Annotated in this window: 19 protein-coding genes; 10 read left to right on the top strand and 9 right to left on the bottom strand. The window is 68.7% G+C overall.

What is annotated here, in order from left to right:
• Window positions 1–798 (bottom strand): IniB N-terminal domain-containing protein (locus ACIBVP_RS18220; protein WP_396107294.1); only part of this gene is annotated, 798 nt, incomplete at its 3' end.
• Between the two features lie 280 nt (window positions 799–1,078).
• Here ACIBVP_RS18220 and ACIBVP_RS18215 point away from each other — a divergent pair.
• The 4 genes from ACIBVP_RS18215 to ACIBVP_RS18200 are packed head-to-tail and all read left to right on the top strand — an operon-like array spanning window position 1,079 to window position 6,212.
• Window positions 1,079–2,518 carry an Hsp70 family protein gene (locus tag ACIBVP_RS18215; RefSeq protein ID WP_396107293.1) on the top strand — a complete coding sequence of 480 codons (1,440 nt, stop codon included), beginning with the start codon at window positions 1,079–1,081 and terminating at the stop codon, window positions 2,516–2,518.
• Window positions 2,515–4,935: a LuxR C-terminal-related transcriptional regulator gene (locus ACIBVP_RS18210; RefSeq protein WP_396107292.1), complete on the top strand. Its 2,421-nt coding sequence runs from the start codon at window positions 2,515–2,517 to the stop codon at window positions 4,933–4,935. Before ACIBVP_RS18215 ends, ACIBVP_RS18210 begins: the two co-directional genes overlap by 4 nt.
• Complete coding sequence (locus tag ACIBVP_RS18205; RefSeq protein WP_396107291.1) at window positions 4,922–5,572, top strand: class II aldolase/adducin family protein; 651 nt, start codon at window positions 4,922–4,924, stop codon at window positions 5,570–5,572. Before ACIBVP_RS18210 ends, ACIBVP_RS18205 begins: the two co-directional genes overlap by 14 nt.
• A gap of 25 nt (window positions 5,573–5,597) precedes the next feature.
• Window positions 5,598–6,212 (top strand): TetR/AcrR family transcriptional regulator, encoded by a 615-nt coding sequence (locus ACIBVP_RS18200; RefSeq protein WP_396107290.1) that lies wholly within the window; start codon window positions 5,598–5,600, stop codon window positions 6,210–6,212.
• On the opposite strand, the gene ACIBVP_RS18195 is transcribed toward ACIBVP_RS18200, so the two are convergent.
• Window positions 6,183–6,440 carry a YciI family protein gene (locus tag ACIBVP_RS18195; RefSeq protein WP_396107289.1) on the bottom strand — a complete coding sequence of 86 codons (258 nt, stop codon included), beginning with the start codon at window positions 6,438–6,440 and terminating at the stop codon, window positions 6,183–6,185. The genes ACIBVP_RS18200 and ACIBVP_RS18195 overlap by 30 nt on opposite strands.
• A 57-nt stretch (window positions 6,441–6,497) precedes the next feature.
• Between ACIBVP_RS18195 and ACIBVP_RS18190 the strand changes: the two genes are divergently transcribed.
• Entirely contained in the window at window positions 6,498–7,148 is a 651-nt protein-coding gene (locus ACIBVP_RS18190) for a Crp/Fnr family transcriptional regulator (protein WP_396107288.1), read from the top strand.
• A gap of 5 nt (window positions 7,149–7,153) precedes the next feature.
• Window positions 7,154–7,651, top strand: a complete 498-nt coding sequence (locus ACIBVP_RS18185) for a GNAT family N-acetyltransferase (RefSeq protein ID WP_396107287.1) — start codon at window positions 7,154–7,156, stop codon at window positions 7,649–7,651.
• A gap of 165 nt (window positions 7,652–7,816) precedes the next feature.
• Here the strand turns inward: ACIBVP_RS18185 and ACIBVP_RS18180 are convergent, their stop codons facing one another.
• On the bottom strand, window positions 7,817–8,995 hold the full coding sequence (locus tag ACIBVP_RS18180) for an MFS transporter (protein ID WP_396107286.1): 1,179 nt from the start codon (window positions 8,993–8,995) through the stop codon (window positions 7,817–7,819).
• Between the two features lie 117 nt (window positions 8,996–9,112).
• Here ACIBVP_RS18180 and ACIBVP_RS18175 point away from each other — a divergent pair, with 117 nt between their 5' ends.
• Both ACIBVP_RS18175 and ACIBVP_RS18170 read left to right on the top strand, forming a co-directional pair.
• Window positions 9,113–9,976, top strand: coding sequence for an exodeoxyribonuclease III (locus tag ACIBVP_RS18175; RefSeq protein WP_396107285.1), 864 nt, complete (start codon window positions 9,113–9,115; stop codon window positions 9,974–9,976).
• Between the two features lie 65 nt (window positions 9,977–10,041).
• Complete coding sequence (locus ACIBVP_RS18170) at window positions 10,042–10,479, top strand: DUF3574 domain-containing protein (RefSeq protein WP_396107284.1); 438 nt, start codon at window positions 10,042–10,044, stop codon at window positions 10,477–10,479.
• On the opposite strand, the gene ACIBVP_RS18165 is transcribed toward ACIBVP_RS18170, so the two are convergent.
• A complete protein-coding gene (locus tag ACIBVP_RS18165; RefSeq protein ID WP_396107283.1) occupies window positions 10,431–11,687 on the bottom strand; it encodes an MFS transporter in 1,257 nt (418 codons plus the stop codon). The two genes, ACIBVP_RS18170 and ACIBVP_RS18165, sit on opposite strands and share 49 nt — an antisense overlap.
• Window positions 11,688–11,798: 111 nt before the next feature.
• On the opposite strand from ACIBVP_RS18165, the gene ACIBVP_RS18160 reads away from it, so the two are divergent.
• Together ACIBVP_RS18160 and ACIBVP_RS18155 are read left to right on the top strand one after the other, a co-directional pair.
• The gene (locus tag ACIBVP_RS18160) at window positions 11,799–12,719 is read left to right on the top strand and encodes a LysR family transcriptional regulator (RefSeq protein ID WP_396107282.1); all 921 of its coding nucleotides are present in this window, start codon (window positions 11,799–11,801) and stop codon (window positions 12,717–12,719) included.
• A gap of 47 nt (window positions 12,720–12,766) precedes the next feature.
• Window positions 12,767–13,759, top strand: a complete 993-nt coding sequence (locus ACIBVP_RS18155; RefSeq protein WP_396107281.1) for a pyridoxal-phosphate dependent enzyme — start codon at window positions 12,767–12,769, stop codon at window positions 13,757–13,759.
• 15 nt (window positions 13,760–13,774) lie between these two features.
• On the opposite strand, the gene ACIBVP_RS18150 is transcribed toward ACIBVP_RS18155, so the two are convergent.
• From ACIBVP_RS18150 to ACIBVP_RS18130, 5 genes are all read right to left on the bottom strand, one after another.
• Complete coding sequence (locus ACIBVP_RS18150) at window positions 13,775–14,521, bottom strand: nitroreductase family deazaflavin-dependent oxidoreductase (RefSeq protein WP_396107280.1); 747 nt, start codon at window positions 14,519–14,521, stop codon at window positions 13,775–13,777.
• 491 nt (window positions 14,522–15,012) lie between these two features.
• Window positions 15,013–16,863: a DrmB family protein gene (drmB, locus tag ACIBVP_RS18145; RefSeq protein WP_396107279.1), complete on the bottom strand. Its 1,851-nt coding sequence runs from the start codon at window positions 16,861–16,863 to the stop codon at window positions 15,013–15,015.
• A gap of 10 nt (window positions 16,864–16,873) precedes the next feature.
• A complete protein-coding gene (locus ACIBVP_RS18140) occupies window positions 16,874–20,101 on the bottom strand; it encodes a helicase-related protein (protein ID WP_396107278.1) in 3,228 nt (1,075 codons plus the stop codon).
• Window positions 20,098–21,999 carry a UvrD-helicase domain-containing protein gene (locus ACIBVP_RS18135; RefSeq protein WP_396107277.1) on the bottom strand — a complete coding sequence of 634 codons (1,902 nt, stop codon included), beginning with the start codon at window positions 21,997–21,999 and terminating at the stop codon, window positions 20,098–20,100. Before ACIBVP_RS18135 ends, ACIBVP_RS18140 begins: the two co-directional genes overlap by 4 nt.
• Window positions 21,996–26,810 carry a DEAD/DEAH box helicase gene (locus ACIBVP_RS18130; RefSeq protein WP_396107276.1) on the bottom strand — a complete coding sequence of 1,605 codons (4,815 nt, stop codon included), beginning with the start codon at window positions 26,808–26,810 and terminating at the stop codon, window positions 21,996–21,998. Before ACIBVP_RS18130 ends, ACIBVP_RS18135 begins: the two co-directional genes overlap by 4 nt.
• Window positions 26,811–26,880 lie beyond the last annotated feature (70 nt).

Raw genomic sequence — 26,880 nt, 5'->3', positions numbered from 1 at the left:
GGGGAGCCCCTCGGGCAGGTCCACCGGCAGGTCACCCAGGCCCGGCAGCGCGGGCAGCGCGCCGACACCCGGGACACCGGACGGCAGGTCACCCAGCTCCGGCAGGGCGGGGAGCCCCTCGGGCAGGTCCACCGGCAGGTCACCCAGGCCCGGCAGCGCGCCGACACCCGGGACGCCCGACGGCAGGTCACCCAGCTCCGGCAGGGCGGGCAGCCCCTCCGGCACGTCGACCGGCAGGTCACCCAGGCCGGGCAGCGCGGGCAGCGCGCCGACACCCGGGACACCGGACGGCAGGTCACCGAGGCCCGGCAGCGCCGGCAGCGCCGACGAACCGTCACCGTCGTCACACCCACCCGGCAACGCCGGGAGCGCGGGGAGCCCCTCGGGCAGGTCCACCGGCAGGTCACCCAGACCCGGCAGGGCGGGCAGCCCGCCCGGGAGGTCGCCCAGCCCCGGCAGCGCGCCGAGCCCAGGCAGGTCGCCGAGGCCGGGAACGTCCGCCGGCGACTCGGCGGGGGTGTCGGTGGCGCACTCGCCGTCCATCGGCGCGGCGGAGCCGTCGGCCTCGACCTCGGCCGATGCCTCGGCCGAGGTGTTGGCCGAAGTCTCGGCCGGTGCGTCCACCGGCATATCGTCGCGAACCAAGGTGAGAACCTCCTGCACATCTGTGGGTGTCAAGTCGGAGAACCCCGCCTCCCTGAGCACGCCGACCGGGTCGGCGGCGTAGGCGGCCATCGCGGCGTCGTCGTTGAGCAGCGTCAACGCGAGGTCGTGAAGCGTCTCTACTGGGAAAGACACGAATTTCTCCTAGCGGATTCAGAACTGGCGCGCGGCGATGGTCATGGTGGGGACGTGCGGTTCGACCCGCCGCGGCGCCGTGCGGAGATCAACCTAGGGACGCCGAGGTCGGGGGACATCGGGGATCACTCCGAGTTGTCGTTTCGACCCATAGGGCTAACAATGACTCACTCGTTAGGGGGTTAGGGGTTCGCCCACTGACCCACTGGGGGTGGCCCCACGGGGTCCCGCGCCCTGGTACGACATAGCCCGCCCGCACGGACGGAGGTAACGCCCGCAAATGCCGTACGCCCTCGGGATCGACCTCGGCACCGCGCGCACCACGGCGGCGGTGAGCCACAACCGGCACGACAGCTGGAGCGAACCCACGATCGTGCCACTCGACGACGACACCGACCAGGGCGTCGCGTCCGTACTGCTGTTGACCAGCGACGACGCGGTGGAGGTCGGCGCGGCCGCGCGTCGCGGCGCGGCCACGGCTCCCGACCGGGTCGCCCGCGACTTCCTCGACCGGATCGGCGACGAGGTCCCCGTCGCCCTAGGGGGGCGCCACTACCCGGCCGAGTCGCTGGCCGCCGCGTTCGTGGCGTGGGTCGTGGATCGCGTGGAGGCCTACGAGGGCTCGCCCGCCAGCCGGCTGGTGGTCACTCACCCCGTTGGCTGGGGGACGCATCGGCGGTCCGTGCTGCAGGCGGCCCTGCGCGAGTTGAACCTGCCCGAGCTGACCATGCTGCCCCGCCCCGTCGCGGCCGCCGAGGCCTACGCGGCGACCGACCGCGTCGAGGTCGGGCAGGAGATCGCGGTGTACTCGCTCGGCGCGAGCCGCTTCGAGGCCGCCGTGCTGCGCCGGGGCGCGTTCGGGTTCGAGCTGCGTGCGCACGCCGACAGCGTGGACGCGCTCGGCGGCTCCCTGTTCGACGACCTGCTCGCCGAGCACGTCGCCGCCGAGCTGGGGGAACTGCCCGACTCGCCGGCCGCGCTCGCCGCGTTGCGGGCCGCCTGCGACGCCGCGAAGGAGCAGCTGTCCACCGCGGTCGCGGTGACCATCCCGGCGCCGCCGGGGTCGAAGACGGCGACCGTCATGGTCAACCGCACCGAGTTCGACGGCCTGATCCGGCCGGTCGTCGAGCACACCGTGCAGATCCTGCGGCGTGCCCTCCAGGGCGCCGAGCAGGACGCCCTCCGCGCCGTCGTGCTCGTCGGCGGGTGCGCGCGGGTGCCGCTGATCGCCGAGCTGGTGTCGGCGGCGGTGCGGGTGCGGGTGGTCGCGGCCGACGACCCGGTCACGGCCGTCGCCAGGGGCGCCGCGCTCGCGGGCGGACGGGTCGCCAAGCCCACCGTGCAGTCCAGACCCGTGCAGGTCTCCCCGACCGTCACGCCCACCGCGGCGGTCTCCCAGCACACGGACCTCATGCGGTTCGACGACATCGCTTCCGAGGTGCCCGACGTCGGGCCGCCGCCGCCCCGGCCACCGGTCGAGATCCCGGCGCTGGCCCCGCCCGCGCGCGGCCTCGCGCGCCTCGCCCGCCGCGTGCGGGGTGGCACCGAGGTCGACGAGCTGGACCGCGACCAGCGATCCTGGGATCTGGTGGACGACCGCGTGCCGGCCACCGACGACCCGCCCCGGCGACGACGCCGTGTCGATCCCGACAAGGACTCTGACTCTGACAAGGCCTCTCACAAGGCCCCTGACAAGGCCGCTGACAAGGACCCTGAGTGACGCCGATCCTGGATGACGCCGCGTCGCGGCACCTCGAGGCGCTGGCCGCCGACACACGGGCACACGTGTCCGTGGTCGCGCCCGGCGGATACGGCAAGACCACCCTGCTGCACCACATCGCCACCACGCTCGGCGTGAGCGTGCACACCGGACCGTTCCACCAGGTCACCGGGGAGGTGGTGCTCGTCGACGACGCCCACCTCCTCGACGACGCCGACCTCGCCGCGTTGCGCGAGACGGCGACGCGGACCCGGCTGGTCGTGGCGGCCCGGCCGTGGCCGAGACCGAGGGCGCTGGCCGAGCTGCTCGACCTCGCGCCGGAGCAGCTGATCCCGGCCCCGTTCACGACAGCGCAGGTCAAGGCGTGCCTGCCGGCGGGACGGCGGACCGACCAGCTCGCCGAGTTCGTGCACGCGGAGACCGGTGGCGTGCCCGGTTTCGTCGACCGGCTCGCGCGGACGCTCGACGGGCACAGGACCGAGGTGCCCGTCGCCGCGCTCGCCGAGTTCCGCCCAGAGCTCGCCCGGCTCGACGAGGACGTGCTGCGGTTCATGGTGGCCGCCGACGCCGGGGTCGGCCTGCACCTCGACCTGCTGGCGGAGCTGCTCGACCGGGACGCGGCGGCGGTCGGCGAGATCGCCGAGGCCGCGCGGTCGACCGGGCTGTTCGGCACCGCGGGTGCGCTGCTGCCGATCGCGCGGCGGGCCATCCGGGCGCTCGTGCCGGTGGAGCGGCGGGCGTGGATGCGGCAGCGGCTCGCCGACCTGCAGCTCGCGCGCGGCGGTCAGGTGCTGGCGCTGGTCCGGCCGCTGCTGGGCACGGGCATCGGCGGCGCCGCCGCGGCGCGGGCGTTCGAAGCCGCGGCCGCCGAGGCGCTGCCGGTCGACCCGGCGTTGTCGGCGCGGCTGTACGAGGCCGCGGTGACGGCGGGCCGCCCGCCGCTGCAGGTCGCGGCCCGGCGGGCGGAGGCGCTCGCGCTGGCCGGTGACCTGGACGGCGCGCTGCGGCTGGCGGACGAGGTGATCACCACGGAGTCCGCCGCGCAGCGGCGCCACGCGGCCGGGGTGGCCGCGGCCGCGCTCGCGCACCGCGGCCAGCTGTTCCGCGGCGCGCAGCTGTACCGCTGGGCGGGCACCGAGGAGGGCAAGCAGCTGGCCGCGCTCGGCCTGGTCGGCGTCGGTGACCTCGCCGACGCGCGGGAGCTGCGGTCGCAGACGTCGTCCGACGGCCCGCCGACCTCGCTGTCCAGCGCGCTCGCACTGATGGCGAACGGGCTGCACGAGTCGGTCGCGGGGACCCCGACCACCGCGCTGTCGATGATGGTGCGTGCGGCCGGGCTGCTCGAACCGGTCGGCCGTGGCGTGCTGCTGCCGGACAGCCCGGCGGCGCTGGGCGCGCTGCTCGCGCTGCACTACGGAGAGCTCGCCACGGCGTCGTCGCTGGTGGAGCGGGCCATCGCGGCCGGGACCGGCGGCGCGCCGCTCGCCACCCGCCACCAGCTGCTCCGCGCGTGGATCGCCATGGTGCGCGGTGACCTCACGGCGGCGGCCGAGCAGTTCAACGCCCTGCGCGGCACGCACCTGGAACCCCGCGACTGGCTGTTCGCGGTGGCCATCGAGCTGGGCGTGGCCCGCCGCACCGGCGACACGGACACGCTGGGCCGGGCGTGGGTGCAGGCCGGGGAGGCGCTGCTGCGCCACCCCATGGACCTGTTCACGGTCCTCCCGCTCGGCGAGCTGATGGTGGCCGCCGCGCGGCTGCGGGAGGAGAGCAGGCTCGCCGCGCACCTTGAGCAGACCAGGACGTTGTTGAAGGGGCTGGGCGACCCACCGCTGTGGGCGACGCCCCTGTGGTGGGGCGGGCTGCACGCGGCCGTGATCGCCAACCAGGTCGAGGTGGCGGAACAGCACGTCGAGGCCATGGCACGGGCGGCGGCGAAGGACGAGCAGTTCGGCATGGTCGCCGCCGCGGGCCGGTGCTGGGCGGAGCTGATGGCGGGCAAGGTCGACCCGGACGCCGTCGAGGACGCGGCACGCGGCCTGCACGCGGCCGGCTTCACGTGGGACGGCGCCCGGCTCGCGGGCCGGGCCGCCACCAAGACCACCGACCGCAAGGCGATGGTGCGGCTGCTGGACTGCGCCCGGCTGCTGCAGGGCAAGCCGGTCGCGGCGCGGCGGGTCCCGGACGAGCCGTCGGCGACGACACCCGAGGTCACGCTGTCCGAACGGGAACTGCAGGTCGCCGAGCTGGTGGTGTCCGGGATGACGTACAAGGATGTCGGGGACCGGTTGTTCATCTCGGCGAAGACGGTGGAGCACCACGTGGCACGGATGCGGCAGCGGCTGGGCGCGTCCAGCCGCAGCGAGTTGCTGTCCCAGCTGCGATCACTCGTCGGGAGCCCGGGTGCCCGCGACTGAGCGGCTCGTCGCGGCCGGGCGCAGGCTCGCGGCGGGCGGGCTGGTGACGGGCACGTCCGGCAACCTGTCGATGCGCGTGGGCGAGGACGTGCTGGTGACCGGCTCCGGCACGGTGCTCGGTGAGCTGACCCCCGCGGACCTGACGCTGGTGTCGGCGACGGGCGAGGTGCTGTCCGGCGACCTGCCGCCGACGTCCGAGCTGCCCCTGCACCTGGCGGTCTACACGGCGTTCCCGGCGGTCGGCGCGGTCGCGCACGCCCACTCGCCCGCGTCGATCGCCGTCGGGCTCACCCACGACGTGCTGCCGCCCGTGCACTACCTGACCGTGCGGCTGGGCGGCGTGGTGCGCGTGGCGGACTACGCCACGTTCGGCTCGCCCGAGCTGGCTCGGTCGGTGGTCGACGCGCTCGCGGACCGGTCGGCGGTGCTGATGCGCAACCACGGGTCGGTCGCGCACGGCGAAACGGTCGAGCAGGCGTGCGAGCGGCTGGAGCTGGTCGAGTGGCTGTCGGACGTGTACGCCCGCGCGGCGACGCTCGGCACCCCGCGGCTGCTCGACGACGACGAACTCGCGGCCGCGGAAGCGACGTTCACCAGGTTGAACTACGGCAGGCGCTCCTATACTCCGGGTTGTTGACCGTCCGCCAACAGATCGGTGACGAGTGACCGCGGCCCCACGCAGGCGCAGGCTGGAACCAGACGAGCGCCGCGAACAGATCCTGGCGTGCGCGATGCACCTGTTCGGCGAGCGCCCGTACGCGGCGGTGTCGACGACGGAGCTGGCCGCACGGGCCGGGGTGGCGCGCGGCCTGATCAACCACTACTTCGGCACCAAGCGGGACCTGTACCTGGAGGTGGTCCGCCGCATGGTGACCATCCCGAGGTTCGCGATCGAGCAGCTGCCGGAGGGCCCGCTCGAGACCCGCGTGCAGGCCGCCGTCGACTGGTTCCTGGAGGGCGTGGCCCGCAACAGCACGGCGTGGCTGGCCGCGACGGGTGCCATCGGCCAGGACCCGGAGGTCGAGGACATCCTGGCGGACGCCGACGAGCTGGCCGCCGACCGCGTGCTGGAGGCGGCACGCCTGTCGGCGACGCCGCCGGAACTGCGCGCGATGGTGCGCTCCTACGGTGGCATGGTCAAGTCCGCGGCCCGGGAGTGGCTGGTCCGCGGGGATCTCACCCGGGACCAGGTGCACCTGCTGCTGAGCACCACCCTCCTGTCGTTGATCCGCGACACGGCCCCGCGCCTAACCGACGACGGGCGACCACTCCCGTAGGCCGGCCACACGCACCCCGTCGACGGCGTAGTACGGATCGTCGGCGACCACCCGGTCCACCGCGGACCGCTCGGCGTCGAACACCAGCAGGGCACCGGAGTCGTCGGCGAACGGCCCCGCCATCACCAGGAGTCCGGCGGCGTGCAGCTCGGCGAGCCGCTGCCGGTGCGCGGACCTGGCGGCAAGCCGCACCGGGTTGTCGTCGAAGGCGAGTTCGAGCACGATCATGCGGCCACGCTAGGCCGACGCCGGTGCCCGCCGCTGTATCACGCGATACTGCGAACCGTGCTGGCCGACGTTCCGTTGCTCGCCCACGTGGCTCCCGAGCACCTGGACCGCCTGGCGGCCGTGTCCCCGGCCCGCGACGTCGCCGCGAACACGGTGGTGGCCGTCCGCTGCGAGCCGGCGCGGCACCTGATCGTCGTGGAGACGGGCGCACTGACGGCCGTCCACGAGACCGAGTCCGGTCACCGCCGCAGACTGGGCGAGTTCCCGGCCCCGTGCGCGGTCGACAAGGCGGCCGTGCTCGACGGCGGCGGCCACACGGCGACGTGGCTGACCACCACCCGCAGCCGCCTGCGCCTGATCCCGGCAGCCGAGTTCCTGGCGCTGGTCGACGTGCCGGCCGTACGCCGTCACGTGTTCCGCCACCTGGCGAACCAACTGCGCCGAACTCAGGAGAACGCCGTGCTGACCAGCTACACCGACGCCACCACCAGGGTGGCGACGTGGTTGGTCCGCGCGGCGGCCAGTCGCGTGCCGCTGCCCGGCGCACAACAAGGCCTGGCGGAGACGCTGGGCCTGACCAGGGTGACGGTGAACCGCGCCCTGCGGAGACTGGCCGACGAGGGCCTGGTCCGCGTGGAGCCGGGCGCCGTCGTGGTCCTGGCACCGGAAATATTGGCTCAACGCGGCGGCATCGATGTGCGAGAGTGACCGCCGTGCTGGTGAGACGAGAACAGACCACGGACGTACCCAGGATCGCCGAGATCCACCGAGCCGCCTTCGACGGCGAGATCGAGACGAACCTGGTGACCGCCCTGCGCGCGTCGGACGCGTGGCTACCGCCGCTGTCGCTCGTGGCGGAGGTCGACGGCGCGGTGGTGGGCCACGTCGTGTGCACCCGAGCCCACGTCGGCGAGACACCCGCACTGGGCCTCGGCCCGCTGGGCGTCGACCCGTCGGTGCAGAAGTCCGGCATCGGCAGCGCGTTGATGCACGCCGTCCTCGGCGCCGCGGACGCCCTGGACGAGCCGGTGGTCGTCCTGCTCGGCCACACCGACTACTACCCCCGCTTCGGCTTCGAACCAGCCACCCGCTTCGGCATCACTCCTCCCGTTCTCGAATGGGGCGACCATTTCCAGGCCCGCCCACTGTCCACTTACGACTCCCGGATCCAGGGCCCCTTCGCGTACGCGGCTCCTTTCAACGACCTGTGACTCGATACCAGAACTCGCATGACCTGCTCCCGTGACGGCCGCGCCATGGGGTGAACCACAGTGTCCCGGAGATGTCCGGCCACCGGTAGCGAACGCGGATCTGCCTGCCCTCCCACTCCTCGTCGCTGAAGAGCTCGCCGACACCGGTCGCGCGGTTCGACCGGATCACGGAGTCGGTGACGGCACTGTCCCGGACCTACTCACCCGGTTGAACGACCACAACAGAGGCAGCGTCAACAGGCTCAGCACGGCGAGCAACAGGAACGCGAGCAGCGGCTCCCCCACCAGCGCACCGACCGTGGCCGCGACGACGAGCCCGCCGAGGTTGCCCGCGAGCCACATCAGCCCGGCGGCCGTGCCCTCGCTGCTGCCTGCCCGCCGCTCGGTCAGCGCCAGCACGATCGGCAACGCGGGCAGCAGGCCGAACCCGATGAGCGCCAGCGCCACGAACCCCGTCACCACCCCGGGCACGAGCGCGAGCACCACGCACGCGACGGCCGTGACCAGCAACGACGTCGTCAGCACGACCTGCTCCCGGCCGCGGCGGCCGGCCAACACCGGCACCACGGCACACCCGACGACCCCGGCGACCACGTTCGCGACCAGGATCAGCCCGGCGGTCTCCTCCGGCACTCCGGCGGGTTCGAGCAGCGGCTGCGCGAACGTCGACAGGGCGACGAACACCCCGAACGGCACGAAGACCAGCGCGCACAGGCGGCGGATGAACGGGTCGCCCCACGCGTTCCGCAACGCCCCCAACCCGGCGGGGGCGACCTCGGCGCGGTGCTCGGCGGGCGTCCGCAGCACGGACAGCACCGCGACCGCCGCGGCCACCGCGAGCCCGGCCTGCACCACCAGCAGGGTGCCGATGTCGTCGGAGAACACGGCCCCGAGCCCGAACCCGACGATCAACCCGGCGAAGGTGCTGGCCGACCCGACCGCGATGCCGGCGGGTCGGTCGCGTTCGGCCAGGTAGCGCCCGGCGATGCCGGTGATGGCGTTGAGCACCAGCGGCTGCGCGACTCCGACGACGAGCTGTCCGGCCAGCGCGAACACGTAGGTGTCGCCGACGATCCGGACCACCGCGCCGGTGGCGGTCAGCACCGCACCGGCCGCGAGCCCACCGCGGAACCGCCGGTCGAGCACGATGCCCGCCGGGATCGCGAGGACCACGTAGAGCAGCGGGAACACGTTGGCGAGCCAGCCGACCGCCGTGTCGCCGACGCCGTAGTGGCGGCCCGCCGCGTCGGTGACCGGCGCGTAGGTGACCCACAGGACCTGTGTGACCGCGCCCAGCAGCGCGAACGCCGCGACCATGGACCACCGGCTGCGTGGCTCGTTCACTGCTCTTCCCTCGCGGTGTCGACGCGTTGCGGATGAGCATCCACCGACAGGTGCGGGGAGATCAAGACGACGGTGGCGGAGCGGAAATTGTCGGTGGGTGGGGCTAGCGTCTGTGGCGTGCGAGTGGCGACGTGGAACGTGAACTCCGTCAAGCAGCGGATGCCGAGGCTGCTGCCCTGGCTCGACCAGCGGCAGCCGGACGTCGTGTGCCTGCAGGAGACCAAGCTGGCCGACGACGCGTTCAGCGAGTTACTCAGCGCCGCGCTGGCGGAACGCGGGTACGAGTACGCGGTGGCGGGCGAGTCCAGGTGGAACGGTGTCGCCATCCTGTCGCGGGTCGGTCTTGACGACGTGACGATCGGGGTGGCGGAGGCGCCGGGGTTCCCGCATCCCGAGGCACGCGCGGTCGCGGCGACCTGCGGCGGGGTGCGGGTGCACTCGTTGTACGTGCCGAACGGCAGGGAGCCCGACTCCGACCACTACCGGTACAAGCTCGCGTGGCTGGCGGCGCTGCGCGAGGTCGTGTCGGCGGGGCCGGACGCCGTGCTGCTCTGCGGGGACATGAACATCGCGCCGACCGACGCGGACGTGTTCGACCCGGCGGCGTACGTCGGCCAGACACACGTCACGCCGCCGGAGCGGGCCGCGTTGGCCGCGCTGGTGGACCTCGGTCTTCGGGACGTGGTGCGGGACCGGTGGCCCGCCGAGCGGGTCTTCACGTACTGGGACTACCGGGCCGGCATGTTCCACCAGGACCTGGGCATGCGGATCGACCTGGTGCTGGCGTCCGCCCCGGTGGCGGGCCGGGTCCAGGCGGCGTGGGTGGACCGGCACGCCCGCAAGGGCACGGGCCCGAGCGACCACGCACCGGTGATCGTCGACCTGGACGAGGCGCCGGACGGCGACATCGGCCCGGTCGTGCCGCCGCCGTCGGCCGCGCGGGCCAGGAAGGGAACGGTGAAGCTGCCGCAGTCGAAGTGACCATCCGGCGCGCAAGGCCCTGACCACCAGGTGGGACAACGCGTCGGCGCCGGTTGGATGGGCACATGACGACACGACGCACGGCGGTGGCCGGGATGCTGGCCGCCCTGTTCCTGGGTTTGACGACGGCGGGCGCGACCACCACCGCGGCCTCGGACTCGCGAGGAGCGACCGCTCCGGTCCCCACACCGGGCGAGTCGTACCGCCGCACCGAGCTGTACTTCGGCGGCAACCGCCCGAACGGCACGCCCATCACCCCGGCCGAGTTCGAGTCGTTCCTGGACAAGGAGGTCACCCCGGCGTTCCCGGACGGCCTCACGTGGCTGGAGGCACACGGCCAGTGGATGGGCGGCAAGGAGGACTCGTACGTCCTGATCATCCTGTACCCGTTCGGCGATCGCGACGCGAACCAGGACCTGGAGGAGATCCGCGGCGACTACGAGGAACAGTTCGATCAGGAGTCGGTGCTGCGCGCGGACAGCGTGGAACGCGTCTCCTTCTGAGTTGTGACGTCCGCGTGGCGCGGTAGCAGCAGCGGGCTCGCGAGGATCACCAGCCCCGCGACGGTGATCGCCGTGCGAGGAGTGGTGACCTCGGCGAGCAGTCCGGCGAGCGCGCTGAGGACCGCGATCGCGGCGCTGCTGCTGATCGACCACGCCGACAGCGTGCGGGCGAGCCGGTCGGACGGGGTGTGCTCGAGTCGGCACGTGGCCAGCACCGGGTTGTACAGGCTCATGCACACGATGATCGCCAGTTCGACGCCGATCACGGTCACGAGCCCGACGACACCGGGTTGCACGAACGCGAGGCCGATCAGCCAGACCGCACGCAGCGTGCCCGCGACCAGGAGCACCCGGTGCGTGCCGTGGCGCGTCACCACGCGACGGGCCAGGCGGGCGCCGACCAGCCCACCGAGGCAGGGTACGGCGAACGCGAGCCCGTACTGCCACGGCGGAAACCCGAGCTGGCGGAGCATGACCACGGCCAGCAGCGGCTCGGTGGCCATGATCAGCCCGTTGACGAGCAGGTTGTTGAGGTAGAGCGCCCGCAGACCGGGATGGGTCAGGATGTGCCGCCAGCCGTCGAGCAGCTCGGTGACCCGGCCCCGGCTCGGGCCGGTTCGTGCAGGCGGCTGTTCCCTGCCGCGGATGGCGGCGATGCCCAGCGCCGACAACAGGTAGCCGCACGCGTTGGCCGCCACGGTGATCACGGGGCCGAACAGGGCGATGGCCGCACCGCCCAGCGGCGGGCCGACCGCGACGGAGCTCCAGGTCGTCGACTCGAACCGCGCGTTGGCCACGAGGAGGTCGTCCCGCGGGACCAGGGCCTTGAGGTGGGCACCGCTCGCCGCGCCGAACGCGATCTTGGCGGACGCGACCACCGCGGAGACCACCAGCAGCTGGGCGAACCCGAGCAGCCCGGTCGCGTACGCGACCGGGATCGTGGTCATGACCGCGAACCGGACGAGGTCCATCGTGATCATCACCGGCCTCTTGCGGCGGAACTCCACCCACGGCCCGAGTGGCACCGCGATCAGCGCCCCGACCGCCGGTCCCACAGCGGACAGCAAGGACACTTCCGCCGGACCGGCGTGCAACACCAGCACGGCGATCAGTGGCAACGCACCGAAACCCAACCCCGAGCCGTACGCGCTGACCGCGTACGCCGCCCACAGCCACCCGAACTGCCGACCCAGCGATCTCCTGACCACTCCACAACCTCTCTTTGGTCAGGATGATCGAAGCCAGGACAGAGTCCGCAGGTCAAACAACCGGAACGGTGCCGAGCCACAACCTTTCGTTGTGCGGGTACGGTGACCCACATGGATCTCGACGCCGTGTGCACGTTCGTCGCCGTCGCGGACGCCGGCCGGTTCCAGGACGCCGCCGACGCACTGTCGATCACGCAGCAGGCGGTCTCCAAACGCGTTGCCACGCTGGAGAAAGACCTCGGGGTGCGTCTGTTCACGCGCACACCTCGCGGCGCGCGGCTGACCGTGGACGGGCAGGCGTTCCTGCCCCACGCCCGTGAGCTCGTGCGGGTGGCGGCGCGGGCCGACGCCTCGGTACGTCCCGGCAAACGGGCGCTGCGCATCGACGTGCACAGCAGGCGCATCGCGCCGAGCGTTGTCCTGCACGAGTTCTACCGCACCCATCCCGAGGTCGAACTGGACGTCGTGACCATGAACGTCGACGTCCACGCGGCGATCGCCGCCGTCGAGGCGGGAACGGTCGACGCCACCTTCCACGCCGTGCCGAAGGGACGGCTGCCGGACACGATCCGGACCGCCCGCGTCATCGACGACACGCACCAGCTGCTGGTGGGCCCGGCTCACCCGCTCGCGGGCGCGGCCGCGGTCACGCCCGCCCAGCTCGTCGGTCACCGGATCTGGATGCCGGGCATGGCGCCCGGCTCGGAATGGTCCGCCTACTACGACGACCTCGCGACCACGTTCGGCCTCACGATCGACGTTGTCGGTCCCGCCTTCGGCAACGAGGCGCTGATGGACGAGATCGCCGACTCGGCCGAACTGGCGACGCTCGTCGGTGCGGGCACGCGGTACCTGTGGCCGGACAGCTACGACCTCCGCCGGATCCCGGTGCGCGGCCCCACACCGGTCTACCCGATGTCGTTGATCTGGCGTGACGACAACCCGCATCCCGCGCTGGGTGGGCTCCGCCGGTACCTGGCGGCCAGGAGGGTCGAGGTGCCGGACGCATGGACCCCGAGCTGGACCGTCTAAGCCACAAGCGAAACCCGATCGCGCACGAGCCGACCTAGGTTCGACCCATGAGCACATGGGCGGCCGAGGCGATCCGCACGATCCGCGCGAAGCACACCCCGACCCCGCTGCGCACGGTGCGCGTGGGTGGCGCCGAGATCGTCATGAAGGACGAATCGACGCTCCCCACCGGCAGCACGAAACACAGAACGGTGGCGGCGATGTTCTGTCACGCCATCGCGAGCAGGGACATCACCGAAACCACGCAGGTGATCACGGCGACCGCGGGCCCGGTGGCGACAGCGGCCGCCCACTTCGCCACCCTGCTGCACCTCCCCTCGACCGCGCTGGTCCCTGCGAAGGCGGCGGAGGAGGTACTGGCCCGCATCGAGAACGAAGGCGGCCGCTGGCAACGGGCGGAACAACCGCCGGCCGCACTGCAACAGGAGGCCCGCGCGCTGGCGGCCCGGTGGGGCGGGCACTTCCTGGACCACTTCACCGCCGCGGAGCCCGCCGTGACCGCGTGGCCCCCGACCATCGCGGACGAGCTGTTCGCCCAGCTACCCGAACCTCCACAGTGGATAGTCGTGGGCGCGGGCACCGCCGCCACCGCGACGGTGATCGGCCGCCACATCCGCGGGGAAGGGCTACCGACCAGGCTCGCACTGGTCGACCCGGAGAACTCGGCGTACTTCCCGGCGTGGGCGACCGGCGCCCGCGACTACGGCACCGGCATGCCGTCCCGCATTCCCGGCATCGGCCGCCCCCGGGTCGAACCCGGCTTCCACCCCGGCGTCGTGGACCTGGCGATCCCGGTACCGGACGCGGCATCGGCGGCGGCCCTGCTGTGGCTGCACGGACAGGGCATCGACGCGGGCCCCGCGACAGGCACGAGCCTGTGGGGCATCCACCACCTGATCACGAAGATGGGCGAGCAGGGCCCCATGGCAACACTGATCACCGACAGCGGCGCCCCGTACCGAACAACGCACCTGAACAGGAAGTGGCTGACCACGAAGGGCCTCGACCCAACCCCGCAGGAGGCCGAGCTGACGTGGTAGCGGGACGAAATCGTCCTATTGCTGCCGAGCCGTCTGCCGGGTGAGCCGAACCACCGGGTACCGCCGCCCGGACTTGCTCTGATACTTCCCCAGCCTGGGCTGCGCGGCCACGATCCATTGCGGTGCCGCGACCCGCTCCGTACCGTCGATCCGGCGAGGCGTCACCGGCACGGGCTGTTCTCCGGGCAACTCGACGGACACCTCGTCGGGGTTCGCCATGAGTTTGGCGTGCCAGTCGGGGGTGCTGGCTCTCCCGCCCGACGCGACGATCAGTCGCGCGTCGTCGCCGTCGGCGAACCAGGCCGGCGGCGTCTCCCTGGGCTGCCCGCTCCAGCGGCCGACCGTGTTCAGGATCCGCGACGTGCCGCCGATCCCCTGCGGTGCGAGGCTTCCCGCCGTAAATGTGCTGGCCTCCGTGAAAACCCCCGAGCGTCGATCCGCAATGATTCGGCGGGATGCAGTGAATCCGCAACCGAGTCCGCTCACACTCGCCGCCGCCGGTTTGTGGCGCAGTGGTGGCCGGACTGCTTCTCGTACGGGACGTGCCGCCGGGCGACACCGGTCGGTCGCGTCCACTTTCCCATTCGACGCAGGAACGGAAACCCACGTCGAACCGGAGACCCTCACCGAGACGGAAACGTTCGAAACCGAGACGTACATCGACGCCACGACGGTCAATGAGAACACGACGGACCAGCCGACGGCCAGCCCGCTGTCCGGATACGAGCAGGTCAGCGGGCCCGGCGGGATGACAACGTACATTCCGAGTGGGTGGCCGACCAAACGCGCGGCGGGTCCCGGTGCTATGCAGGCCGACGACCCGACGGGTGCGGCGCTGTTGCACCTACCAGGTGCACGCGGACTACGAAAAGCAGTTCGCCGGGAACAGGTCCGGTTACGTCCTCGTCGTCTGGACCGGTCGCCTGGAGCCGTTGAGCTGTAGGCAGGCTGGCCCCGTGCGTCTCGTCGATTCAGGCAACGCTGTCCACTGCACCAGAGGCGAGCACATTCGCCTTCCCATGCGATGGTAGATGTACAAGTGGTTGTTCCATTGGATCTAGGTTGGGTGCAGTCGTCGATCGCGGCGTACTGAGAGGGCCTCCCTTATTCAGGAGTCTAAACCGTCATCGCATCAGGTGATCTTGGATTTAATCCCTGCCAGACTCTCGATGGACAGTAGATAATTCCCGAGATGATTGATATCCATCCCGAGAACGCAAGCGTCGCGCGGCGGTGAACTTGGGCGAGCATTACTAACGAAGCACCTTCGCCGCCTGCACGAAGTACGCGAAAGAGTCATCCGACGGCTCGCCGACGAGCAGTGCACGATCCAGGAAGCAGTTGTTGTTCTCGCAACTCGTCTCGGGCAGCAACACACATGCGTGGCAAGCAGCCAGATTGACGCCGTCTACACCACTGCCTCCCGACTCCATGCAGAGGGGGTCGTTGGAACACCACGCCGCACGAAGCAATGCGGAACGAAGCGAGCGGGCGAGCGATATGGGCTCCCCCTGTGCCACTACGCCGCCAAGGCTGCCGGCCGAGTCACTCGTGGCCGTGTAGAGGAGTACGCCTGCCATGTCCGGTCCCGAGTAGAGACGTTCCCTAAGCGCAGCGGCCGGATAACCCCCGTCGAGGCTCCATTCGTTGATGAGGACGTGGGCTAGCGTGTGCAACAGCACGAACCGTGGTGTTACCGGCGATGTGACGTCCTCGACCCGCTTCACCGGATCACGTGAAACCTTCTCCCTGAGAACCCGGAGATGGTTGTCTCGAATGGTTTTCACCCGTCGCCTGACGTCGCTCTTGCTCTCCCAGGCGCGAAGTGCATCGATGTCGAGGCGCAGGAACACCCCCTCTCCACTCACCTCGATGGCAGGCAACCAGTCGATGTCAGGCGACCTGTGCAACAGCGCGTGACGCACCTCCGCGTCGCCTTCATCCGGGGTGGCACCCCGGGTGAAGCCGGAAAGGGCTCGCACCTCACGGAGCCTCTTGACCAACATGCAGTCCTGAAGACCGAGCTCGCGGACCGGATCGAGGTCGGTTTCAGGTGGTTCACACACGAACGACTGCCAGGCTGCAGATGCCTTCTCCCTGCTCCCGGCAAGCAAGCTCCGATACTCCTGGGCGCGCAGGGAGCCCAGAGACGCGACCTCCGGCTCATCCGCTCCATTGTCCTGCTCCCACGCAGACCGGAGCTCGTGCACGACCCGAAGCACATCGTCCACGGTCGTACTCGCCTGGCGGAGTACCGCGGAATTCTTGTCGCAGAACCAACGAATCGTCTCGTCCGAGGCGTCGAGGAGCCTGTGTCGCTCAACGAGGGCGTGTACCCCCTCACTGAACGGTGGGATTGACAACGCACTTCCCATGACCGGATTCCACACTGACGATGAGCCGCGCTGCATCGTTCTCGGCGGCTGATCGCACGTCTCGCGCTCATCGCCCGCGAGCCAAGGGGATCTACCGCTACAACGAATTCCGAGATCCTTCAATGATTTCTTGCGGAACGCACCCTCCATCGAGGAATAGGCACCACAGCTGCACTCGATGACCACGGATCGCAAGGACGCCGAGGCACCACCCGAACGCAGTCTCAGCTGCCCGCCACATCGGTCCGCGACGCCCTTGCCCCGGTGCACCCACTTCCAGTACGGGAAGTCCTCGATGTGGCCGTGCTCGCAGGTGAGCACGAACCTCGATGGCACAAGCGCTTCGTCGCAGTCTCCGCACATCGCTTTCCTCGGTGGCGGGTTGAACCGGAGATAGGGCTGCAGAGCGTGGCAGCCGGGACACGAGTAGAAGTCGGGGAACCTCCTGACCCGAACCCCGTCCGTGGCATCGTCCGGCTCCGACGCAGGTGGGAGACGGAAGAACTCGACCCCGAGCATGCTCGCGAGCCGCCGCTCATGGATCTCGGGTGCGTCTGACACATCCCAGGAGTCGAGTCCGGAAACGATAAAGGACTCGTTGTCGATCGCGATGAGCGAACCGACACCATAGGTCGTGACGAGCTGCGACCTGCGGACCGTACCCAGTTTGCGAGCGGCGCGCGCTCGAACCGCGCCGTCACGTCGACGATTGCCTGCTGTGTAACCCATCTTGGCACTCCTACCGATGGCTCTGGAACAGAACGGATTCGGCGTCGACGTCCCGCAGGCTCCACAGGGTCTGTTGCCCACCGCCGTCGACATCCTCTTCATCGAACCCGCTCAGCAGCGCTTTCCTGGTATCCCGCTTCCTCGCCTCGTAGACGAGCTCCGGGTGGTCGTGTGCCATGTCCTGCCACCACGTCACGAAGCTCTTGATCTGGTCCGCGACTTCCTCCCGCTCCGAGCTGCCCACCGCACCGACCCGATCGAGGATGGCCGGGAGAACCACCGAGTTCAGCCGCTCGGTGAAGTCGGCGATTCCCGCCGCGTCATCGTTGGCTTCGGCTGCGGGAATCAACAGCCGCGTGAGTGCGACCACGACGGCATGCAATCCCCTGTCGCGTGCTCGCGCAGAGAACGGCGTCACACTCGTCGACTCCACCTGGCGGTAGAGGGCCGAGTGGAAGGTCGGGAAGCTCTCGTAGTGGGATCGGTCCCTCGATCGGGTCGAGTTGAGCATGACCGCAACCAGGCCGGGGTGACGCCTACCGACCCGGCTTGTTGCCTGGATGTACTCCGCCGTCGTCTGCGGTTGCCCCATCACCGCCATCAGACCCAAACGGTCGATGTCCACACCCACCGAGATCATGTTCGTCGCCAACAGGACGTCCAGGACGTCCTCGTCGGGCAGCGCACGTTCGATCGACCTGAGCAACGCCGGGATCTCGCTCGAATCGGCCCTGCTGCTCAGATCCTGCACGGACGGAGTCGCGCGCTTACCCACCCCGTCGCGTTCGGCGGCCATGTCGAGTCGCCCCTGCACGTCGTCGAGGACTTGAAGTTCGGCGGCGGAGAGTAACCGAAGGCTGTTGAAGTAACCGACGAGCGTCCAATAGGGGTCGACGACCGCCGGTTCTGCCCCTGCCTCCCGTGCGCGCGCTGCCTGGTGCAGCAACGCCGCATAGGTCCTGACGAGCAACGTGGTCTGACTGGTGCTCGGCGCCATCAGACCGACGTATCGTCGGGACGCCTTGTCGCCCCGCGGGGTCTCGACTGCGAAGTAGGAGTCGCGACCGTCGATCCCAGCAGGAGGAAACTGGGCAACCCGACGACCAAACAAGGCGGTCACCTGCTGGGACGCCCGTCGAATGGTAGCCGTGGAGGCGACGACCTTGGGACGTTCCGCGAGGACGTCCACCGCTGTTTCGTAGAGGCCCGTCATGGTGCCCAGCGGACCGGAGATCAGGTGCAACTCGTCCTGCACGATCAACTCGGGCGGTTTGACCCTCTCCAGGTCGCGGTTGAACAACGCCTTCGTGGCGGGTCGCCAAGGCAAGGATGCGAACTTGTCGACCGTCGCGATGACCAACGTCGGATGCGCGTCGTAGACGGCCTCATCGACCAGGTGAATGGGCAGTCCGGGTTCTATGTGGTACGCGCAGGCTCTGTCCGGGCACAACACCAACATGCGGGAATCCGTGTCGAGCACCGTGTAGTCGTTGGCGGTGAGTCTGGTGCCGCACCACGGACAAGCGTGTAGTTGGACCGGGTTCTTCCTACTCAAGCGCTCGTTCGGATTGTTGCGCAGCTTGCGGAGCGCCTCATCCGCATCCTTCAGACGGTTCGGAGTGGCAGACATACCCACCCACATACCGATCGAGATCCGGGTCGATCCGAGTTCGGACGCACGACCGGCCCGGATGCCCTCCATGGCGCAGATCAGTGCGGCCGCCCGTTCGAACTGCTGCAACGTCAACAGACGCAGGGTGTACCGCATCAAAACGGTAACACCGTGTCCGTCGGCACCGTCACGTAGGCGCCGCAGGAAGACGGTGAAGGCGACGAGCCCTAGATAGGCTTCAGTCTTCCCACCACCGGTGGGAAACCACAGGAGATCGGCGATCGTCCGATCCTCATCCGTCGGATCCACGATGCCGGCGAGACACTGGAGTATGAAGGCGATCTGGAAAGGACGCCATCGGCCGCCGTCCGTGTCCGGCGTGCCCTTGCGGCCGTCCTTCACCCACTGGACTCGCGCACGTTGGGTTGCCATTGCCTCGTTGGCCAGGCGAAACGCCTGCAGGACCTCCGGCTGGTCGGTATCGGCGAGGAGCTTGAGTCCTCTGTGCATCCGAGCCAAGGCGATGCGGCACTGCTCGTTTATCTGCCTTTCGGCCACGTCGACGAGTTCCGTGTCGATGGATGCGACGTCCCGCTCACGGACATCGATCCATTCCTCGTATCCGGCCAGCAGGCGCCCGAGCTTCTCGACGACCTGCTCCGCCGGAGCACGGCTCAACCCGAGCATGCCAAGTGCACCGTCGTCGATGTCCCTGTTGGAGTCTGTGAGCAGCACCTCATGTGTCGGTACGAACTCGGTGCGAACGCTCGCCACCGCCGCGGCGCGTGGCATCGGCTCGTACAGAGCCGGAGTATCCCAATCCCACGCCACCGAGCAGCCGTGCCCCGTGGCGAACGACGGTGCGTGACGGTAGAGGAGTCTACTCAAAGCCTGTTCGTCGTCGACGGCTCCAAGAGCAGCGCGCCGCTCGACGAAAGGATACGTGTCGTCCGGGCCGAATGCCGTGAGTTCCGACTGGAAGAAGCAGTAGGCATCCTGCAGATCGTGTTCACCGCACGTGAGCGTGTTCACCAACGTCAGCGTGACAGTGACCACATTGTCGACAGGGGGCCGGACGAGCACACGTAGTTCCAGCCCCGACTCGAGGTCGTCCACCCGACGCATGCCAGGCATGGCCACATCGATCGGCAGGGGTGGGCAGATGATCGCCACGCGACGCCACCGCTCCCGCTGGTCCTCAATACTCCGTGCCTCGCTGCGGGTGGCCATGATCGGCCTTCCTGCCTCGTCCTCCGGGACGTAGCGTGCACTCCGGATCTCCACCGAGATACGTCCGCACTCTCGGAGGTCGACCGAGAATGTCATGCCCATCGACGAAGGCCGACGCAGGTTCGAGAGCGCGATACCGAGATCCGCACCGTCCTCATCGCCCTCGTCGCGGCCACCGACCTCCGGGACCGAGTCGTCGCCATCCAGCTCAGCCAGGCCCGGCACGTCTCCACTCACCCGCTGGGGAAAAAGGACACCGATCGGGTAGGCGGTGATCGGAGCATCCTTCGCAAGCACCTCATCCGCGCCGGCATGCGGGCCGAGCAAGTCGTCCCTCAGGGCTTTCCGGAGATCGGTGCGGAGCCGGTAGTGCGCGGAACGAAGGGAGGGATTCACGAGTCGATCGGTCCTTCCATGGAGTCGTCCTCAGACCATTCGATGCGGCCCATACCGCACAGGCGGGGCGTCAGCCACGTGTCGCTGTCACCCAGGCCTGCCAGTCGACCTGTGCCGAGTGTCCCTGCGATGGTCTCGACACCCTCGACGCGCACACCCGTGATCGCATACGGCCATCTGTCGACGGGGGCGTTCCTTCTGCGAGCGAGAACGCGCCGCAGGTCCCGCCGGAACCGCTCCGAGACGTCACCGATACGGATATCTCCGCGGAACACGCCGTATTCCGGTGACTCCTCTGCCGACATCGGTAGGTCGTGCAGCTTCCGCAGATCCACCTGGTCCCCCTCGCGAACGTGATCTCGCAGGTGTTCCTGAAGCTCTCGGGCGGTCGGCACGTGGGCCACCGACTCCGCGGGTCGGTCCTGAGCGACATCGAACTCGGTAATCTCGATCCCGGTTCGCATCCATTGGCGTGATCCGGTGGTGTACCACCGATCAACCGGCATCGGGAGATGCTTGCCCAAGCGGTAGATCCAGTTGTTCGGACGAACCATTCGGTAGAGGTCGTCACGCGGCCTTGTCATCGCGACGTACAGGAGCCTGACATCAGCCTGGAGGTCGGACCGACCGTGCCTGACGCACGGATCGTCGGGTTCGACGACAATGACCCGGTCGAACTCCGTCCCCTTCGCCCGGTGGACCGTCGAAAGCACCAGTGGGTGGCCGGGCGGCGCGGCGAGGTCATCCGGTATCCGGCGTTCCGCGATCACTCGTCGAAGTGCCGACAGATCCAGCTGATTGCGAGGAGCACCCGCGACGCGCCGCAACGAACGCCAGGTCCAGGCGGGCGGCCGCTCCGATCCCGGATCGAGTCCCGCGACCGCGCTGTCGAAGCGCTCCTCAGTGATCCTTCCGACCGGAACCGCGGACAACAGGGCGGCAAGCCACGCAGGTGACGATCGCTCGCGTGGCGACCGCCGGATGCGGTAAGGGATCATCAACCGATCGAGTTCTCGCGACAGGTGCAAAACCTGTCCGTTGTCCTGGCAGAGGATTCCCGTCGTGCCCATGTAATCTCGCAACGAGTCCTGCACGAACAAGTCGTCCAGGGAACCGAACGGTGCCATCGACATTAAGAGTGCGTGCAGCTCCCTGTACAGATCGACAGCCTCGTCGTCAGCCCGCATACTCTGGAGCCGCGGTCCCATCCTCAGTGCCGTCCTGGCTTCCGCCGTCCGAGCCCGGAAATTGTCGTTCAGTGACAACTCCACGAGATCGTCCGCGAAGGAGGTCCGCACCCAGTCCAAGAATCTCGCGGTCTCACCGGCTCTGTCCTCAAGGTCGTCGATCTGAAACCCGTAGATGGACTGAGCGACGTCACCCACTACCGTGAATCCGGCCTCGACGAACTGATCGAGTAGGGCTTCGATCATGTCACGGCGAACCCCCACGAGGTCCTGGACCTCGTCGACGATCACGTGTCGTGGAGCACCGCGTTCGGAGTCCTCAATCACACCACGTGCGATCGCTTGGGTCGCCATCTCCACTCGCTGGTCGTAGCCGACGCCCACCAGATCGGTCCGCTGTGGATCCTCTTCGTACAACACAGACGACGCCCAGCTGTCAAAAGTCTGGGCACGGATCCGTCGCGCGGAGGTCGATGTCCGATCCAGACGGTCGCGCAGCTCTCGGACGGCCGTGCGGGAGAAACTGAGAACGAGTACCTCCGCCGCTTCGATCTCCTCGTTCCGCATCAGATATTCGAGACGGTGAACCAGCGTGGTCGTCTTGCCTGCTCCCGCACCTGCTGTCACCAGCGACTTCGCGTGCCACGGCAGCTCCACGACACTCCGTTGGGCAGCGGTCAGGGTGACGAGGGTCTCGTCGGCGATGATCACCACCTGTCCTTCCGCCAGAGGTGGTCGAAGTTGGTGAAGGCGAGGGCACCGGGGAAGTTGGTGATGTTGTCCCGCATATCGAGGATGAGACAGCCGTCCTCCCCGCCATTGAGCCTGCCGCGCAAGCCACGCCCGATCATCTGTTGATAGCTGTTGGCGCTGTACACGGGACGGGCGATGACGACAGCTCTTGTCGCTGGTGCGTCGAATCCCTGGGACAACACACCGTAGTTCGTGATGACCTTGATGCGACCCGATCGGAACTCGTCGATGCGACGTCGACGTTCCGGCAGAGGCGTCGAAGAGTCGATCGCCGCCGCTCGGATCCCGCGGTCTCCCAGCTTTGCGGCCAGGAATTTGGCGTGATGCACCGAGGTGGCGAACACCAGCACGGGCCAGTCGTCCGGGAGCGCGGAGATCTCATCGATGAGCACTTTGTTGCGGGCATGGTCTTCTGCCAGTCTCTGCTCGGCGGCCTTCGGCAGGAACCCACCGAGGCCGTTCAATCCCGCGAGCTCGTCCGGGTTGAGTTGGAGATCCGCTCCCCGGAGCTCTCGGTGCTCGACAGCGGAGAGCACTCCGAGTTCCTGCAGGGCAGGAATGGGTTCCCGATCGAAGATCCCCTCGTCGAGTCGTTCCCTGCCGAAACGCGCGACCAGTCGCTCCGTCAGCTCCTCGCTGTTGCGGAACGGGGTGGCGGTGAGACCGACCAGATGCCTTGTCGATTCACGGAAGGTGAGACCCAACTTCTCGAGTATTGCTGTGTAACTCTTGGAGATCGCGACGTGGGCCTCGTCCACGATGACCAACGCTGCCTGTCGCAACCAAGCGTAGGCGTCCTCGCCCAGTACGGACTCGAGCTTCGCGTCGGTCGCCACGACCAGGTGCGGACGGTCCTTGACAGGGGTCGCCGAGTTCGTGTGCCAGAGGCGGTCGATCACGAGCGACGACTTGGGACCGACCTTCTCCCACACGAACGTCCAGGACTGGACGGCTTGTTCACACAGCTCGCCGGTTTGCGCGATCCACAGGATGGGCCCCCTCGGGGTTCCCGAGTCACGGATCCAGCGGATGACCCCCTCGGCCGCCACACGGGTCTTGCCCGCCCCCGTCGGCAGGCTGAGCATCGCTCGCCGGGGAGTCGGGTCACGCAACATCTCGGCGAGCTTTGTCGCGATGCGCTCCTGGTAGGCATGCAGACGCGGAAACTCGACCGGGCCCTTCGCTTCGACCCTGGCGGGCGGTGCCGGAATACGTGACCCTGCGAATGAATCGGGCAGGTCGAGTGAGGTGACGAACCTCAACGCGGCCTGTTCTCCGTCAAACCTCGCAGGGGCAGAGTGGAATTTCGCCTGAATGTCTTTCTGGTGGACCCGGAGAACGTCGTCACCGTGCGCGTTGTAGGCCATCTCCGCCAACCTGACGGGGTCGGGCTGACGACCGGTCTCGGCGATCTCGCTGTCCACGAGGCCGACGGGCAGACCTTTACGGAGCTCGTCCTCGTCGACGAGCAGCGCGATCTTCTCCGTTATTGTGTCAGCACGCCGGACTGCGTCCAGCCGCGCACGCAGCTCCAGGTCCTGTTGCTGGCGGCGATGCTGCTCGAGCAGGGCCCGACAACCGGCGGAACCGAGTTGCCAGTCGAACTCCGCGTCGGCCACCACCAGGACCTGCTCGTACGACAGATCATGAGGGACGAGCACAGTGTTCCTGTCCTGCAACACACTGCGAAGCGGGGTGGTACGGGTTCCGTTCGGAGTGCGCACGACCTCCTCGAGTTCAGTGCACCGCTGGAGGTACAGGCCACTCACTCGCGATCCGAATCGTTGCCTCAGAGGCGGGTATTCGTCGGTGAGCAGTACAGGAGGACCGCTCAGGACCGGACGCACCTGCTTCTCGATGACGTCGGTCACCGGGCGCATGCCCCAGTCCGAGATCATCGCTTCCGCGGCCTCGCGATCATCTTCCCTATCGATCAGGAGGGCTGGCTGGCACTCCTTCACCAGCTCGTGGAACTCCTGCCGGTCGAAGGCGATCGCGATATCGCCGTCCGGGCGCATCTCCCACCGGTTTCCGACGCGACACCGGGTTTCGGCCTCGTCGCTCAACAGGCTGCAACCCACACGAACGAGCAGTGCGTAGGTACGCCCGATGAAACTGTCGTCCTCGCTGTTCTTGACGCGCTCAAGCAGCTCGGACCACTGCTCGGGTCGCACTTCGTCGACAGTTCTGGGCAGTCGGAGACGTGCTGCCTTCCGGGGGCTGATGTCCGCGACCGGGAGTACGTCCCGATACTCGCCGAGTTCGGGCGCTACCGCATCGCGAACAGGAACGATGCCCTTCGACGTGACGATCGACCCGTACTTGCGCAGCAGCCAACGGATCGGTGAGACCACGGCCACGCGGGTTGCAGCCGACTTCCCTATCTGTCGCGTCCAGCTTTCGACCAGACCTTCATCGGGCATAGCAGCGAGAAATGCGGCACGTCCTTCGGAGGACAAACTGAGGAAGATCGTCATGGGCCCGGCGATCGGCGCGCCCTCCACCTTCACCGTTTTCTGGGCCGGACGGTGATCAGCGGGATCAAGCTTCCGGACGTAAGCGTCATGGATGGCTTTGTGATACTCCTCGAACCATGGTTCGGTGTCCGGTCGATGTCCTCGGGTCGGTGCGTCGGTAACGCCGAACTCAAGCAATACCCCTCGGTCGTCACCGTGGAATCGGACATCGATCGCGACGTCACCATCACGTTCGCCGTCGACCGGTACTACCGGCCCGGGAAGGAGACACTCCACGAGAGGACGCCAGCCACCCGTCACGGTGCGAACCATGAGCGTGGTGCCCGGCGACGGCATTTTGCGCTTGATCGCGGGGACTTGGGAAGTACGTCCCGCGCTGCGAAGCAGCTCCCAGAACCTCGTCCACTCCTGCGGCGAATAGCCGTCGAATCCACCCTGGTCGAGCACACTGTGGAAGCGCCCTTCGGCGTCCGCGTCACGAATCCCGAGCCGATCCAGGAATCGCAACATGGAGATGTCACCTGCTATCTCCGGGTGTACGTAGACGAGATCGTCCCGTAGTCCGTCCTCGACGGTCCGCCGGAATACGCTTCCCGCGATCGGTGGGACGAAACCATGCTGCTCGGTCAGGAGAATCCGTGCCCCGCGGACTTCCGCAGCGCCAGCCGGATCATGTGCCAGTTCGTCGTCGATGAGGTGCGCAAGGATGCGGAGCGCTGTGGCGGAAGCCGCCGGACTCCGGTCGGCCACCAAAGCCTCGAGCCAGGTCCGAAGGGTCTCCGGACGGCAGTCGGCAGCATCGAGGATGTGGCCGACCTTGCCACGACGTACGGGGCCGGCGTCGACGGAGTGGTGGATCCAGTCGCGCGGTCGCCCCGGGTGACTCTGCCAGAGCGCCAACGAGGCACGCGATAGCTTCTCCGGGTGAACGTGCAGGTCCCGTGGTCGCCGGAGGACGCCGTCCTGGTCCGGCAGCGACGGGCGGTTCGCGGCTTCCTGCCAGACGCGCGCCGTGAGGTACGAGCAAGCCCAGTTGGGCGACTCCTTCGTCCGCCCAGGAAGCAGGGACAGGTATGCGGCCGGATCCTCGTCGACGACCAGCTCGCCCAAGGAACCGACCACCAGGTTCGCCGCCTGCCGAAGCAACTCCGAGTTGAGCGGGCTGTTGTCGAGCAGGTTCTGCCTGTCCTCGTTCGTCTTCCATGCCGCGTTGAGGACACCGCTGAGTGTCGTCGGATACTTCGTGGGGAAGTAGGACCAGAAGGTACCGCGCTCATTGGGCACATTGAAGATCCGCTGCCCCTGGGCGTTGGTTGTGACCCGGTACTCCGGCACGGCCCATGAGATGTCGATCGTCGCCCGGCTGTGCAACTCCCCGGCATTTCTGCGGATCTCGTCGTCGAGTTCGTAGGCGCGCACGAAGACGCGGTAGTCCTCGGACACCGCCTTCGCACCGCTCCGCGTCTCACGGATGCTGCGTTGTGCTCCTTCGTTGAGGACCGTGAGCTCCCGGCGAAGACTGGGCATCTGTCGTCGGTCTTCCAACAGGACGGTGCCGACGTGGTGCGAGAACACCTGGAACAGATGCGGGAACTCGCGTCCGGGACGCTCCGCCTTGGCCTTGGACGACTGGTGGATGTCCATGGAGAGCGCAGTGGCCGCGCCCGGCGCCAAGGGCAACCTCACGACCGTCGTCGCCCACCGCAACATCTCGTCCAGGATCGAGTCGATCCTGCGTTCCGCCGCCGTGTCGAGCTGCCGCGCCAATCGGAGCACTGGCGTATGGTCGATCGACGCCAACGACGGCTCCCCCCTGTCGGCACGCCCCTTGTTCACCGCGTCGAGGATGCGTTCGGCCGACCAATCGGCATCGAACCCGAACGCACCGGTCTCACTGAAGAACTGGGGCGCCCTGGTCACGGACAGCACCGACTTGACGCCAACGCCGAACCGACCGATTTGACCGCTGCGCTTCCTGGACACGCCCATTCGGAGGATGGTGTCCGCGCCTTCGGGAGTCATGGGCGCACCTTCGTTGGCGCAGTACAGGTGTTTCTCGGTAAGTACGACGTGGATCCGACCGTTCCGGTGCTCGGGCGCCCGCATCTCGTCCGCCGCGTTCTGCACGAGTTCGAAGATCTGCCGGTCCCCGTACCCACCCTGGTGGATACGCCGTTCCCCGTTGGCGTCCTCCTCAACGCGGTCCGGGTTGAACGCATACGTACCGAGTGCGCGCTCGGTAAGTGCCGCGATCTTGTCGAGGACCGGGCTGCTGGAGGTGTCCACGATCATTCGCTCCCCCAAAGGCGAGACCGACACCGTCGTCCGGTTCGTTCCGGTACGTGCGTCGGAGTCCTTGTAC

The organism is Actinophytocola sp. NPDC049390 (assembly GCF_044466355.1).
Taxonomy (GTDB): domain Bacteria; phylum Actinomycetota; class Actinomycetes; order Mycobacteriales; family Pseudonocardiaceae; genus Actinophytocola.
The sequence above is the reverse complement of the archived record's forward strand: the minus strand, read 5'-3'. Positions and strand labels throughout refer to the sequence as shown.

Bases quoted from the DNA above. Each gene is read 5' to 3' on its own strand.
- ACIBVP_RS18215 (WP_396107293.1), top strand. From the start codon at position 1,079: ATGCCGTACGCCCTCGGGATCGACCTCGGCACCGCGCGCACCACGGCG.
- ACIBVP_RS18195 (WP_396107289.1), bottom strand. From the start codon at position 6,440: ATGATCGTGCTCGAACTCGCCTTCGACGACAACCCGGTGCGGCTTGCC.
- ACIBVP_RS18170 (WP_396107284.1), top strand. From the start codon at position 10,042: ATGACGACACGACGCACGGCGGTGGCCGGGATGCTGGCCGCCCTGTTC.
- ACIBVP_RS18160 (WP_396107282.1), top strand. From the start codon at position 11,799: ATGGATCTCGACGCCGTGTGCACGTTCGTCGCCGTCGCGGACGCCGGC.
- ACIBVP_RS18155 (WP_396107281.1), top strand. From the start codon at position 12,767: ATGAGCACATGGGCGGCCGAGGCGATCCGCACGATCCGCGCGAAGCAC.
- ACIBVP_RS18150 (WP_396107280.1), bottom strand. From the start codon at position 14,521: ATGTACGTTGTCATCCCGCCGGGCCCGCTGACCTGCTCGTATCCGGAC.
- drmB (WP_396107279.1), bottom strand. From the start codon at position 16,863: ATGGGTTACACAGCAGGCAATCGTCGACGTGACGGCGCGGTTCGAGCG.
- ACIBVP_RS18130 (WP_396107276.1), bottom strand. From the start codon at position 26,810: ATGATCGTGGACACCTCCAGCAGCCCGGTCCTCGACAAGATCGCGGCA.